9 protein-coding genes are annotated in these 13311 nt (G+C 73.8%); 2 read left to right on the forward strand and 7 right to left on the reverse strand.

What is annotated here, in order from left to right:
- Positions 1–138 precede the first annotated feature (138 nt).
- The 3 genes from ACFY93_RS09800 to ACFY93_RS09810 form a co-directional block, all read right to left on the reverse strand.
- Positions 139–1497, reverse strand: a complete 1359-nt coding sequence (locus tag ACFY93_RS09800) for an FtsX-like permease family protein (RefSeq protein ID WP_391356212.1) — start codon at positions 1495–1497, stop codon at positions 139–141.
- 2 nt (positions 1498–1499) lie between these two features.
- The gene (locus ACFY93_RS09805; protein ID WP_391355536.1) at positions 1500–2288 is read right to left on the reverse strand and encodes an ATP-binding cassette domain-containing protein; all 789 of its coding nucleotides are present in this window, start codon (positions 2286–2288) and stop codon (positions 1500–1502) included.
- Between the two features lie 145 nt (positions 2289–2433).
- On the reverse strand, positions 2434–5169 hold the full coding sequence (locus ACFY93_RS09810; RefSeq protein ID WP_391355538.1) for an AAA family ATPase: 2736 nt from the start codon (positions 5167–5169) through the stop codon (positions 2434–2436).
- A 423-nt stretch (positions 5170–5592) separates the two neighbouring features.
- Between ACFY93_RS09810 and ACFY93_RS09815 the strand changes: the two genes are divergently transcribed.
- Together ACFY93_RS09815 and ACFY93_RS09820 are read left to right on the forward strand one after the other, a co-directional pair.
- Positions 5593–6363: an alpha/beta fold hydrolase gene (locus ACFY93_RS09815; protein ID WP_391355540.1), complete on the forward strand. Its 771-nt coding sequence runs from the start codon at positions 5593–5595 to the stop codon at positions 6361–6363.
- 334 nt (positions 6364–6697) lie between these two features.
- Positions 6698–6967: a PqqD family protein gene (locus ACFY93_RS09820; protein WP_391355543.1), complete on the forward strand. Its 270-nt coding sequence runs from the start codon at positions 6698–6700 to the stop codon at positions 6965–6967.
- A gap of 125 nt (positions 6968–7092) precedes the next feature.
- Here the strand turns inward: ACFY93_RS09820 and ACFY93_RS09825 are convergent, their stop codons facing one another.
- The 4 genes from ACFY93_RS09825 to mftF all read right to left on the reverse strand — a co-directional run bounded on the left by ACFY93_RS09825 (position 7093) and on the right by mftF (position 13295).
- The gene (locus tag ACFY93_RS09825; protein ID WP_391355544.1) at positions 7093–7362 is read right to left on the reverse strand and encodes a PqqD family protein; all 270 of its coding nucleotides are present in this window, start codon (positions 7360–7362) and stop codon (positions 7093–7095) included.
- A 294-nt stretch (positions 7363–7656) separates the two neighbouring features.
- Positions 7657–10464 (reverse strand): AAA family ATPase, encoded by a 2808-nt coding sequence (locus ACFY93_RS09830; protein ID WP_391355546.1) that lies wholly within the window; start codon positions 10462–10464, stop codon positions 7657–7659.
- Between the two features lie 705 nt (positions 10465–11169).
- Complete coding sequence (mftE, locus tag ACFY93_RS09835) at positions 11170–11862, reverse strand: mycofactocin biosynthesis peptidyl-dipeptidase MftE (protein WP_391355548.1); 693 nt, start codon at positions 11860–11862, stop codon at positions 11170–11172.
- Positions 11859–13295, reverse strand: coding sequence for a mycofactocin biosynthesis glycosyltransferase MftF (gene mftF / locus ACFY93_RS09840; protein ID WP_391355550.1), 1437 nt, complete (start codon positions 13293–13295; stop codon positions 11859–11861). Before mftF ends, mftE begins: the two co-directional genes overlap by 4 nt.
- Between the last annotated feature and the right edge of the window lie 16 nt (positions 13296–13311).

The raw sequence follows: 13311 nt of genomic DNA on the forward strand, positions 1-13311 counted from the left end.
GGGCTCCGGCGGGCGGGGGGGGGGGGGGGCCCCCGGGGGGGGGGGGCGCGGGGGCGCGGCGGCCCCCCCCCCCCCCCCCCCCCCCCCCCCCCCCCCCCCCCCCCCGGGGGAGGGGAGAGGGACTGTGGGGAGGGCCGGTCAGACGGCCACCGCCTCGACCGCCGGGGTGCGCAGCCGGCGCCGCGCGGTGCCGACGCTGGCGAGCAGGGTCACGCCCGCAGCGATGCCGACGATCGTCAGATGGATGGCGAGGGGGGCGTCGGGCACGATGTCGTCCGTCCTCGCGACGGCGAACGGCACGATGGTGGCGAGCGCGGCGATCGAGCCGAACAGCACCCCCGTCACGGCCAGCAGGACGCTCTCGGCGGTCACCATCCGCAGCACCTGGCGCGGGGTCGCGCCGACGAGCCGCTGCTGGCCGAACTCCCGGCTGCGGTGGGTGGTGGCGGCGATCAGGATGTTCACGAGCATGATGCAGGCGAAGAGCACGACCGTGCCGATGACCACGAAGTTCAGCGTCTCGATGTTGCGTTGCTCCGTCGTCTTGGCGATGCCCTCCGCGGCCGACGCCGTGTTCTCGATGCTCTGCATGTAGAACGTGCCCGAACCGATGCCCGTGAACAGGATGACCGGCATGAGCGCCGTGGCCAGGCCGCCCGAGCGGCTGCGCACGTTGCGCACCGTCAGATAGCCGCTGACCCCGGTGAGCCGCTGCAGCGGGCCGCCGAGGAGAGCGGTCACACCGCGGATGAGCAGCGGGGACAGCAGCGCCAGACCGATCGCGACGAGGATCGACGCCGATCCGGCCGTCTGCATGATCTCCGCGCTCTTCTCGTGCTCCAGGACCACGGTGAGGACGCCCAGGTTCACCCCGCCGGCGAGGAACAGCAGCGCCGCGACGATCCTGACCTTGCCGAGACGCTGCGAGCCGGTCGCGGCCGCCGCCAGGGACTCCGCCGCGCCCATGCGCGTCGCCCGGCGAGCCGCCAGCAGCGCGGCCAGCGTGGCCGCGAGGAAGGTGATGCCGAGGCCCATGCCGAGCGCGATCGGACCGAAGCGGTGCGACACGGCGGGAGCCACCTGGTCGGTGTCGATCAGCACGTCCAGCAGCGCCCGGCCGCCGAACACCGCCCACGGCACGGCGAGCAGCGCCGCGAGGACGGACAGTACCGCGGCCTCGCCGACGATCATCCGCCCCACCTGCGCGGGCGTCGCCCCGACGCTCTTCAGCAGGGCCATCTCGGAGCTGCGCTGCTGCACCGACAGGGTGAGTGTCGAGGTGACGGCGAAGACGACGAGGATGAGACCCCACCCGCCGACGACGCTCGCCAGGGTGGTCAGGGTCTCCTCACTGGCGTCGGTGACGCCGTCGCCGCCGGCGGTGTCCAGCATCGAGGCGAACGACATCAGCATCGTCGCGCCCAGGAACATGACGACGAAACTCGCGAGGAAGCCGCCGGCGCGGTGGCGCAGCGACCGAAGGGCCAGTGGGAACATGGTCACGCACCCGCCGTCACGTGTCGGCGGGCGACCTCGTCGCCCAGGTGCGTCATCCGCTCGGCGACGGCCTCGGCCGTCGGCCGCTCCAGCCGGCCCACCAGCTGACCGTCCGCGAGGAAGAGGACGGAGTCCGCGTACGAGGCGGCCACCGGGTCGTGCGTGACCATCACCACGGCCTGGTCGTACACCCGGACGGCCTCCTGCAGCAGCGCGAGCACGTCACGCGCGCTGCGGGTGTCCAGGGCGCCGGTCGGCTCGTCCGCGAAGACGACACTGGGGCTCGTCACCAGGGCGCGGGCGATCGCCACCCGCTGCTGCTGGCCGCCGGACAGCTGCGAGGGCCGGTGGTCGAGCCGCTCGCCGAGGCCGACGCGCTCCAGCACGCTGCGGCAGCGGTCCCGGTCGATCTTCCGCCCGGCCAGCCGCAGCGGCAGGGTGACGTTCTGCATCACCGTCAGCGTCGGCAGCAGGTTGAAGTGCTGGAAGACGAAGCCGATCCGCTGCCGGCGGAACTTCGTCAGCTTCGCCTCGCTGCCGCCGGCCATCTCGGTGCCGTCCACGAACACCCGGCCGCTGGTCGGCCGGTCCAGGCCCGCCGCGCACTGCAGCAGCGTGCTCTTGCCGGAACCGGACGGCCCCATCACCGCGGTGAAGGTACCGGCCGGCAGGGTCAGCGACACGTCGTCCAGGGCCGTGACGGAGCCGGCGCCGCCGTAGACCTTGCTGACGGACTCGAGCCGCAGGGCGTCGCCGCTCCTGGCGGCGGTCTGGTGGGTCGTCCTGGCCATGCGCTGTCTCCTCCAACGGTGGCGCCCGGTGCGCCTTCGACAACGACGCTACGGACGGGACGGCGCCGTCACGATGGGTTCAGCACCCGGATCGCGGGGTGTACCCAGCACACCCCTGGAGGTGGCGTAGGGGTACCCCGGACGGTTACGCGATCTCCCGGGAGGCGAGCTGGAGGTCGGCCGGCAGATCCTGGCGCCGGGTGATGCTGAGCTTGCGGTAGACGCGGGTCAGATGCTGTTCCACCGTGCTCACGGTGATGTAGAGCTCCCGGGAGATCTGCCGGTTGGTGTAGCCGCGCGCCGCGAGCGTGGCGACCCGCCGCTCCGACTCGCTGAGCTTGTACTCGGCGTCGGGCTGGGCTCCTCCCTGGTGCGGTACGCGGACCCCGGCCGGCCGCGGGTCGGGGAAGGTGCCCGGAAGGATCTGCTCGCGCAGCGGCTCGGCGCCGCAGTTCTCGGCCAGGCTCCAGGCCTGACGGGTCAGGGCACCGGCCTTCGCGGGTTCGCCGATCTCCTGCAGCGCCTGTCCGAGATCGGCCATGGCCCGGGCCAGCTCCACCCGGTCGCCCGACTTGCGCAGCTCCTCCACCGCCTGGTTCAGCAGTGACGGGCGCTGTTCGGAGGGATGGATGGCCGCCCGCAGGCGCAGCGACGTACCGCGCACCCAGGAGTGCCGGGCGTCGGGAGTGGCGAGCTGCTGGAGGATGAGTTTCTCCGCGCGCTGCGGTTCGCCGAGCCGCAGCAGCGCCTCGGCGGCGTCACCGCGCCAGGGAAGGACGACCGGCCGGTCCACGCCCCAGCGCTGCATCAGCCTGCCGACCTCCAGGAAGTCGCTGAGCGCCGCCCGGAGTTGGCCGGTGGCGAGGTAGTGCAGGCCGCGTGCGCGCAGATAGGACAGGCCGTGCACGCTGCGGAAGAGCGTGTCGGGCATGGGCTGTTCGAGCTGGCCGGCGACGGCGGCGTGCCGGCCCATCGCCGTACGGGCGCGGATCAGGAAGGCGGTCGGGCTGCCGGCGAAGGCGTTGCCGCTGCGCTGGGGCAGGAAGTCGAGGGCCCGCAGGGCGTGTTCCTCGGCGCCGGGCAGGTCCCCGAGCCGCAGCATGACCTCCGCCTGGAGGGTGGCGAAGGTGGCCCGCCAGGTGGGGGCGCCCCGTCGGGCCGCCTCGTCGAGCCGCTGCTGGCACCAGGACGCCGCGCGCTCCGGCTGCTCGGAGTGGATCAGCGTACGGATGGCGCGGGCGACGGGCTGCAGCGTCGCGTCCCCGAGCGCCGTGGTCTGCAGGAAGCGCTCGCACTCCGCCGCCTCGCCGTCCCTGGCGAGGTGCGGCAGCGGCCAGTCGGTGCCGCCGGCGGGCGTGTCGTACTCCTCGCCCAGCGTCTCGGCTATCAGGGCGCGCACCTCGCCCGCCTCGGCGATGCGGCCCTGCGTGGCGAGCAGCGCCGCGAGCGGTTCCATGCGCTCGGTCGCCAGCAGGTCGTCGCGGAGCATCCCCAGGGGCGCGGACAGGTGCTGTTCGGCGGCGGAGGGGTTGAAGCGCCAGGTGATGGCGGCGAGCCGGGTCTTGATCTCGGCGCGTTGCTGCGGGTCGCGGTCGGCCTCGTGGGCGAGTTCGAGGACCGTGGCGGCCTGTCTGACGTCGTCGGCCGAGATCAGGTGCTCGGCGGCCTCGCGCAGCACGTCGGCGACCCAGGGCGCGTCGGGGAGCGGGAGGTCCGCCCGGTGGGCGGTGACGAGGTGCCGGGCCACCGCGGTGCACGGGCGGCCGCTGTCGTGCAGGACCTCGGCCGCGCGGCGGTGCAGTGCGGCACGGTCGGCGGCGTCCATCCGGTCCAGGACGGCGGCCGCGACGGCGGGGTGGCAGAACCGTCCCTCCCGCACGATGCCCGAGGCGCCGATCGAGGTCAGGCGCTGGGCGACGTCCGGCTCCGCGGTCCCGAGCAGCCGTCCGACGTCCCCGGGCGTGCCGTCGTCGCCGAGCACGGCGAGCGCCTGCGCGACGGCGAGGGCGCCGGGCCCGCTGCGGCGCAGGCAGGTCAGGGCGGCCTGGGCGAACAGTCCGCCCGCGGCCGGATTCGGCGGGTGCCCGGCGGTCCCCTGAGGCGCTGCCGAGCGGTACTCCTCGACCAGGGCCCGCAGCAGCAGCGGATTGCCGCCGCTGCGGGCGTGGAACTCGCCGGCGGGTTCCACGCCCTGGTCCGGCCCCTGCCGGTCCGCGAGCGCCAGGGCCGTCTGTGCCTCGGTGAGCGGTTCCAGGCGGACCCGGGTGAAGTTGAGACGGCGCAGGAGTTCCGTACGGAAGTCGGGGTCCTGCGATCCGTCGTGCATCGGAGAGGTGATCACCAGGAGGAAGGCGGCGGACCGTGCGTGGCGCAGAAGGTGCGCCAGGTGGCGCAGGGAGGCGTCGTCGACGTGGTGCAGATCGTCGACGCAGGCGACCACCGGTGTCTCGGCGGTCAGGGCGCGCAGCGCCGCGCAGAACTCGTGCATGGCCTCCGTCGCCGGCAGGCCGTCCTCGGCCACCGCGGGCTGTGGGAGCGTCCCGGGGCGGGCGGAGTTGACGAGCTGCCGCATGACACCGAGCGGGAGCGCGCGCTCGGCGGGTGATCCGACCGCCTGGAGGACGAGCGCACCGCCCTGCGACGCCCGCTCGGCGAAGGTGTCGATGAGCTCGCTCTTGCCGCACCCGGCGGCCGCCTCCACGAGGACGGTGTACGCCTCTCCCGACGCGCACCGCGCGAGGGCCCAGTCCAATGTGCGCACTACTCTTTCGCGGCCGACCAGCGTCACTCGTGCCCCCGATGTCGTCGAAGTCCGAACTACCCGCCGGCCCGCCGGCCGTGTCAGTGGTGGCGACCGGCGGACCAAAAATGGTGTGTACATGTGAACGCTATGAGCCTAGATCGACACCATGTCTCCAGAAGTGGCCAGAAGTTGCACGGCATGAAGTGCCGCGAAGTAATTGCGCCATTCTCCGGGTTGCCGGAACCGCTCGAACACGGGGAAGCCGCGGAGTGGTTGAACCCTCGGCGCGGCGGGTTACACCCGGTGGCGCGACCCGTGTAGGGGGAATGCCGGGCAGCGTAGGGGGTGGCCCCTCTGGCGCACCTCGCGCGCGCCCGGATTGAATGGAAGTGCCGCACCCGGCCGCGGTGTTCGGTCGCTGTACGGCGTGACGCCATACGGATTTCCACCGATTGACGGCTCAACGAAATCCCGGACGAACTCCGGAACACCTCCGGCCGCCGGCGCATCGCGCGAGGACGGACGGCGGGCCGCACAGCAGCGAAGGGAAGTCGAGAGGTCATGACTGGAGCGTCCGCGGACACCGGCGCCTGGATCCGCCGATTCCACCCGGCGCCCGAGGCGCCCACGCGGCTGGTCTGCTTCCCGCACGCGGGCGGATCGGCCACGTACTACTTCCCCGTGTCGAACGCCCTCTCGCCCGGTGTGGACGTCCTGTCCGTGCAGTACCCGGGCCGGCAGGACCGGCGCACCGAACCCTGCGTCGACGACATCCGCGCACTGGCCGACACGGTGGTGCGCGAGCTGCGCCCCTGGGCGGACCGGCCGCTGACCCTGTTCGGGCACAGCATGGGCGCCTCCCTCGCCTTCGAGGTCGCCCTCCGGCTGGAAGCGGAGGGCATCGTGCCGCTCGGGCTGTTCGCCTCCGGCCGGCGCGCCCCCTCCCGGCACCGGAACGAGACGGTGCACCTGGCCGACGACGACACCCTCATCGCCGAGCTGAAGAAGCTCAGCGGCACCGACACCCAGATGCTCGGCGACCCCGAGGTGCTGCGCATGATCCTCCCGGCCGTCCGCAACGACTACCGCGCCGCGGAGACCTACCGTCACCGGCCGGGCCCCCCGCTGAGCTGCCCCGTCGTCGCCCTGGTCGGGGACGACGACCCCCAGGTCACCGACGACGAGGCGCGCGCCTGGGCGGAACACACCACCGGAGGCTTCACGCTGCGGACGTTCACCGGTGGCCACTTCTTCCTCAACTCGCACGCTCCGGCCGTCATGTCGGCCATCTCCGCGCACATAGCGGACACCCTGGTGGCCGATTCCCGATAGCCGTGACAGGCCCCCGGAGCGGGCCGGGGAAAGGGGGACGTGATGTCCGTCGACAGGTGTACAGGAGAAAACTGCTTTACGTTCCTGTAAATCACATCTAAAGTAAAACGCGGAGATCCAAGCCGTTGCGTCGCGGCCCCGGTTGCTGTCCTGCAGATGGGGCCGTTCCGTGCGCGTACGGGGCGCGGAGCGACCCACGGATCACCGAGACTCCCGGGCACGGTCTGGTGAACGGAGCTGTCCGCCGCGGTACTTACGGGGACGGTCTTTCGGCCTCTTGCGATTGCCCACTGCTGCTGGAATCCGGTGCGGAGAATCGCAAGGAGGGCCATTCGTGCGAGTGCGGCCGGCGCCCGGTGTGACGGCGACCGTTCTGGAGAGCGGGGAACTCCTCCTCTTCGCGGCGGACCGCGGTGACGAATACACCTGCGGCCCGGTCGCCACGGCCATGTGGATCGCGCTGCGCCGGCACGACGGAGACCTGGACGCGACGGCCGACACGCTGGCCGGCCTGTGGGACTCGGAACGTGTGATCATCCGTGCCGAACTGGAGATATGGGCAGACGAGTTGCGTGCCGCGGGCCTCGTGCGCCGCACCCCCTGAGCCGGCGCCGCCCGCCTCCTGAACCCGCCGCCTGCGAGCCGGCGGCCCCTGAACACGGCGGTCGCCCCCCACCGGGCCGCCGCACACGACGGGCGACCGGCGCGGACTTGTCCCGGCCGTGCCTCTCACGGCTCGTTGCGCACCAGCCCCGCGTCGCCCAGTTCGCCCACCCAGACGTCGAGGTCGGAGCGCATGTACAGGGGATCCAGGTCCCAGAGCGCCGCCAGCAGATCGGCCGCCGCCTCCAGATGCCCGTCGTGCTGGCGCAGCGCCAGCCACATCGCCGTGTTGACGGGGCCGCAGGAGATCCGCACTCCGGAGTGGAGCGAGTGCAGTTCCAGGTCCCCGTTCTCCAGGACGACGGCCGTCACCCCCGGCTCGGGTCGAATGGGCACGCTCGCCTCCCCGCGGACCCCGCACTGCCCGCCACTCCACAGGTCTGACGGTCGGCCGCTCCGGCGCCCATCCGCCACGGCTCGTCAGACGGCATGTGTCCATGGTGACAGGCCAGAAGGGCGAGGGTGAGGGGTCTGGACCCACTAGTGGGGTGGTGCGAGCACCCGGCCGACGCTTCTGGCCGGATCTCGACAGCGGGAGGCCGGCGAAGAGGAACCCGCGGTTCCCTCTCGTCGCCGCGGCGACGAGGGCGGGCGACCGGAGCCGGGACGGCCCCCCGGACGCCGCCGGGGTCAGCATGCCTGAGGGTTCTGGTGTCCGGTGCCGGCGACCGGATGGTCGCGGTGGAGCGTCAGTCCGGCCGGAAGATCGGCCCGGCCGTTGACATTGAGCTTGCGGTACACGCGCGTCAGATGCTGCTCGACGGTGCTGATCGTGATGAAGAGCCGGCGGCTGATCTCCCGGTTGGTGTGGCCCAGCGCCGCCAGTGTCGCCACCCTGCGCTCGGCGTCACTCAGTGCCGACTCGGAGACGGAAACGGCCGGTTCCCCACCCGCGTCGCCGCCGGCCAGCGGCGACACGCCCCGCAGGAACTCCTCCGAGTGGCAGACCCGGGCCTCCTGCACCGCCTGCCGGGCCACCACCCGGGCCCGCCGGTACTGCCCCTGCTCGTGATGGACCCGGCTCAACTCGTCCAGCGCGCCCGCGAGTTCCAGCTGGTCACCGGACTCCTGGAGCGCTCCCACGGCCTTCCTGAGCAGCCCCGCCCGGTGCTTGACGTCACTGGCGGCGGCGAGCACCCGCAGGGCGTGACCGCGCACCCGGGCGTTGTCGGATCCGGGCCGCCGCAGCTCCTCCTCGGCCAGCTCTCTCGCCGCCCGCTCCTGCCCCGTCCGCAGATGAGCCTGGGCCAGATCGCTGCGCCAGGGCACCACGGTGGGCAGATCGACGCCCCACTCCTGCATCAGGTCGCCGCACCGCTGGAAGTCGTCGACCGCGGCCAGCACCCGGTCGCCGGCCAGATGGTGGTGACCGCGGGCGTGCAGGTAGCGCAGTCCGAAGACGGTGTCGAACATGGCGGGCGGTACCGTGTGGTCCGGCGCCGCGGCGGCCCGGCCCCTCGCGTTGTCCGCCAGCATCAGCGTCGACAGCGGCAGGCCGACGACCACGCCCCAGCTCTGCGCGGGCAGCCGGCCGAGTGCGCTGCGGGCCTCGGCGGAGGCCTCCGTCACATTGCCCTGGCGCAGATGGATCTCCGCGCGTATCGCGGTGAGCACCGCCTCCCAGGTGGTGGCGCCACGCGTCTCGGCCTCCCGGGAGAGGGAGTCGCACCAGGTGGCCGCGAGGTCCGGTCTGCCCGCGTAGACCAGGGAGGACAGTGCGCAGGCGACGGCCTCCAGGGTGCGGTCGTCGAGGCGGCAGCTGCGCAGGATGTCCTCCGCGCTGTCCGCGACCCGGCGGCTGTTGCCGCGCGCCGACAGCGCCGTGGTGAGCGTCGCACCCGCCTGGGCCCACAGGTTGCCGCCGCCCTTGCCGGCCTTCCGGGGCTGGGCCGGGTCGGTGGCCGCCCGGCCGTCCGCGGGCAGCCGCCTGGGCGAACCGTAGATCCACTCGTGGGCGAGGCGGAGTTCGGCGCCGGCCTCGCTGTCCACCGGCCCGGAGGGGCCGCTGAGCACCTCGCTGGTGACCGTGTCCACGTCCGGACTGCCCTGCCACAGCAAGTGCCGCACGAGGGGAACCGCGTCCCGGCCCGGCAGCGTGCCGGAGCGCAACGCCGTGTGCAGCGGGCCCATATGCCGGGCGGCGACACTCGGGTTGGCCCGCCACTGCACGCTCATGAGGATCTTGCGTACGGCCGTCCGGGACTGCTCGTCCGTGCACGCGCTCAGCGCCAGGGTCAGGCACTGGACCGCGAACTCCTGCCGGTTCGTGGCGAGCGCCTCCTGAGCCGCCTCGCGCAGTACGTCGGCGGCCCACTGCCCCTGGGCCCGGTCGGCCGCGACCAGGTGGTGCGCCACCTCATACGCGGCGACCCCGTGCTCGTGCAGCAGGGACGCCGCCCGCAGGTGCAGCAGCGCCCGGTCCCCGGGCTTGGAGCTGTTCAGCACGGCCGACCGGGCGCCGGGGTGACGGAAGCGGTGACCGTCGAGCAGTCCGGACTCCTGCAGTACGTCGATGACCTGACTCGCCGACTGCGTACTGACTCCGATGAGGCGGCGCACCAGCGCGGGGCCGGCGTAGTCGCCGAGGACCGCCAGCGCGCGGCCCACCTCCAGCAGGAGGGGCTCCCAGCGGTGCAGGCAGGCGAGGACCGCCTTCTCGAAGGCGGCGCCGGGCGCCGGTTCGCCGGAGCCGGACGCCGGGGCGCCGGTGAGCCGGTCCCGGAGCAGGGCGCGGGTCAGCAGGGGGTTGCCTCCGCCGAGGGCGTGCAGCGAGGGGGCGATCCGCCGGGCCGCGTCCGCCTCCAGGTACTGCCCCGCGAGCCGGGCGACACCGTCCTCGCTGAGCATGGACAGATTCACCAAGTGGTGGGGCCGGCGCGTGAGTTCGGCGCGGGAGCGGGGCAGCGAGGTGTGCCGGCGGTCCCATTCGTTGAAGACCATCAGCACCCGCGCCGCGCGGATGCGGCGCTGGAGGTAGAGCAGCACCTGCAAGGAGACGCCGTCCACGAACTGCAGATCGTCGACTGCTATCACCAGCGGGCGGTCCCGGGCGAGGTCCAGCAGCACCGAACAGATGCCGTGCACCCGCGTCACGTGCGACTGACGGATGGTCACGGGGTCGGGGTCCGTCTCCCCGGCGGCGGGTGCTGACACCGTTATCATCCGCCCGGCGTCGTCGGCGACCTCCCGGGGCAGGGCCGGGCTGCGGAACAGCTGGTCGAGCACCCCCATCTGCAGGGTGCGCTCGGCCCGTGAGCCGGTGGCGCTGAGGACCAGGGCCCCCGACGCTGCGGCGCGATCGGTGAAGGCGTCGAGCAGGGCGGTCTTGCCGCTGGCCAGACCGCCGTTGATGAGCACGACCTGGCCCCTGCCCGCGGTGCTTTCCGCGAGGAGTCGCTCAAGAAGGTCGATGGGCCGATCGCGTTCGACGAGGGTCATGTCGTCGGACCTCCCCGCTATACGAGCGTGTGGCGATGACGTATGACTAAAACGTACGGCCGAATATAGCCCAACCCGGTTGGTCGGTACCTGGTTTGAGCCCGACTCGCTCTGTGTGTGCGGGCGACCACGGAGAGGTGTCGCGGGGGAGGCGCTCCATGCCCGTCCCGGGTCATGGTGAACACGCCCGTCGCGCGGGCGTGATGAGGGGCCGGGGCTCCCCATGCGGAATCAAGGGGAGCCCCGGCCGGCCGCGCGCCGACGACGGGGGTGGCAACGGCGAGCGGCGGTCGGTGGGCGGCCCCGGCGGGCCGCGATTGTGCCGACTGATCTATACGTACTTACGTCTGTGACAAACGTACATGAGGGTTCCCGGGTTGACAACAGTCAGTTCCCGACAGGACGGGCATGGCGAACTCGGCGCACTCCGGCGCCCGTTCACGGAGGCCACCGGGACGGCCCGGTGGCGTGGCCGAGGGCGGCGGGGGAGTGCCGCGCGCGCCCGGCCGACGAGGAGAGACGCAGCGCACGGCTCGACCTTCACGGCGCCGTGCGGCACCCGGCCGGATGCGGCCGGACCCGGCGGGGCGGCCCTCGGCCGGGCTGGACGCGGTGCGACGTTCAGGCCGGGCCGGTGCGACGCCGAGCCCCGTTCACGGCATGGGGATCCTGCTCCTGCCAAGGCCGTCCAGTGGTGAGTCCCTCTCAGCCGGAGACGGACCACCGCTCCACGGCGGCCAGGAGGTCCGCGGTCCACGCCGCGAGGATCGCGCGGCCCTCCTCGGCGCAGGCCCGCGCGGGGTCGCCGAGGACGCCGTTGGCACTGACGGCCCGTACGCCCGAGGCGCGCAGCACCGGCAGGATCTCGGCGAGGGGCCGGGCGTCGCCCGGTTCCGCACGGTCCGTCCGTACGGCCGCGGGTCGCAGGGCGAGCATGACCGACGTCTCCGTGCGGCCGGCGTGGCTGTCCGTGGGGGAGCCGCTCGGCGACCAGCCGAGGACCCTCCGTCCCTCCCGCCGCAGCAGGGCCACCGCCCGTGCCAGCGGAGCCGCGTTCCCACCGTGCCCGGAGACGAGCACGGTTCCCGCGAACGCGTCCGCGGACCGTACGAGTTCGACCAGCAGCCCCTCCACCGCCTCCTGGCCGACGGAGAGCGTGCCGGGGAAGGCCGCGTGCTCGCCGCTCGACCCGTACGCCACGGACGGGGCCAGTACCGTGTCCGGGCGGCCGCCCGCGAGCGCCTCCGCCAGCGCGCGGGCGATCTCCGTGTCCACCGTGAACGGCAGATGCGGGCCGTGCTGTTCGGTCGAGCCCACGGGCACGACGAGCAGGGCGCGCGGTGCGATCGCGTCGGCCTCGGGCCAGGTCATCGAGTCCAGCCGGCGCACCGGGCTCACCTGGCCCGGCCGTCCTCGTCGCGGGTGCCCTCCGCGGGCGTCTCCCGGGCGTCGGGGCCCCTCTCGTCGCGGACGCCGTCCCGGCCCGGCCAGTCGGCCAGGTCCGGCAGGAGCGGGGCGAGGGTCCGGTGGCGCACGGCGCCCCACCAGACGCCGGAGCCGTAGCAGAGGTCGTCCAGGGCCCGCAGGGCGGTCCAGCGCAGCGGGTCGACCGGAGGGCGCCTGCGGTGCCACTCCAGCGCGTGCTGCCCGTACGCGGCGGCCAGCAGCCACCGGCCGCGCCGTCCGGCGGCCAGCGCGGGCACCGCGACGGGCCACCAGGAACGGGTCACCGCGTCGGCGATCAGGCGTCCGGCGCCCAGGTGCCCGCGCAGCGCGAGCCGCAGCGACTCGGCCGCCGGCACGCCCACGGGCCTGAGCCTGCGCGGCAGCAGCGCCGCCGTGACGCCCGCCACCGCGGCCCCCGTCAGGGGGCGGCCCACGGCCGGAGCCGCCCAGGACACGGCGCTCCACACGGACACCTTCAGCGGGGTGACGGCGCGGCCGTGCCGCAGGGCCAGGGGCGCCGCGGACGTCCCGTAGGCGAAGCGCTGGCGCGCCCACGCCCGCCAGTTCGCACGCGGGGTGTGACGGACGGTGGACGCCGGTTCGTAGCGTACGAGGGAGCCGGCGGCCGCCAGCCGCCACACCAGGTCGACGTCCTCACCGAACCGCATGTCCTCGTAGAAGCCGTCGAACGCGCGCAGCGCCGAGGCGCGGATCACCAGGGCGGCCGACGGTACGTAGGCGACGCGGCCGCCCGGCCGGACCGGCGTCGCCGCGTCGCCGAGGTCGAGCGGCGACCTCACCTGTTCGTAGCGCTCCAGCAGCGAGGGTCCGGGCGTGCTGAGCACGCGGGGGGCCACGGCGGCGACGTCGGGGTCCTCGAAGTGACGAAGGAGGGGCACCAGCCAGTCGCCGTCGGGGACGACGTCCGCGTCGAGGAAGGCGACCAGCTCGGTCCCGGCGCGCCGCCACCCGGTGTTGCGGGCTGCCGCCGGTCCCGCGGACACGGCGTGCCGGACGGTGGCCCCCGGCAGCGGGCGCGCCGAACCGTCGTCGACGACGACGACCTCGGCGACCCCGTCCAGGGCGGGCAGCAGCCGGGCGAGGGCGTCCTCGTGGTCGCGGACCGGTACCACCACCGTGACGTCCCGGGCGGTGAACCGGCAGGTGTCGTGGACGGGGTGCACGACGCCCGCGTGGACGAGCCGGGCGGCGAGCCGCCGGTGGGCCGGCTGCCCGTCGACGGGCTTGCCCGCCAGCCAGTCGTCGAGCAGCCGGGCCCCCGCCTCGGACAGCCGCAGCACCCGGAACGGCGAGCCGCCGAGCAGCAGCCGTCCGCCCTCGAGACGGTGCAGGCCGGGGTCGGCGGTCACTCGGAGCACGTTCATTGGGCGTGGCCTTCTC

The organism is Streptomyces sp. NPDC008313 (assembly GCF_042956125.1).
In the GTDB taxonomy this organism is placed as follows: Bacteria; Actinomycetota; Actinomycetes; order Streptomycetales; family Streptomycetaceae; genus Streptomyces.

What these genes read in the sequence shown, in the direction of transcription:
- mftF (WP_391355550.1), bottom strand. Translation starts at nt 13,295, where the DNA reads ATGAACGTGCTCCGAGTGACCGCCGACCCCGGCCTGCACCGTCTCGAG.
- ACFY93_RS09805 (WP_391355536.1), bottom strand. Translation starts at nt 2,288, where the DNA reads ATGGCCAGGACGACCCACCAGACCGCCGCCAGGAGCGGCGACGCCCTG.
- ACFY93_RS09810 (WP_391355538.1), bottom strand. Translation starts at nt 5,169, where the DNA reads ATGTACACACCATTTTTGGTCCGCCGGTCGCCACCACTGACACGGCCG.
- ACFY93_RS09800 (WP_391356212.1), bottom strand. Translation starts at nt 1,497, where the DNA reads ATGTTCCCACTGGCCCTTCGGTCGCTGCGCCACCGCGCCGGCGGCTTC.
- ACFY93_RS09815 (WP_391355540.1), top strand. Translation starts at nt 5,593, where the DNA reads ATGACTGGAGCGTCCGCGGACACCGGCGCCTGGATCCGCCGATTCCAC.
- ACFY93_RS09830 (WP_391355546.1), bottom strand. Translation starts at nt 10,464, where the DNA reads ATGACCCTCGTCGAACGCGATCGGCCCATCGACCTTCTTGAGCGACTC.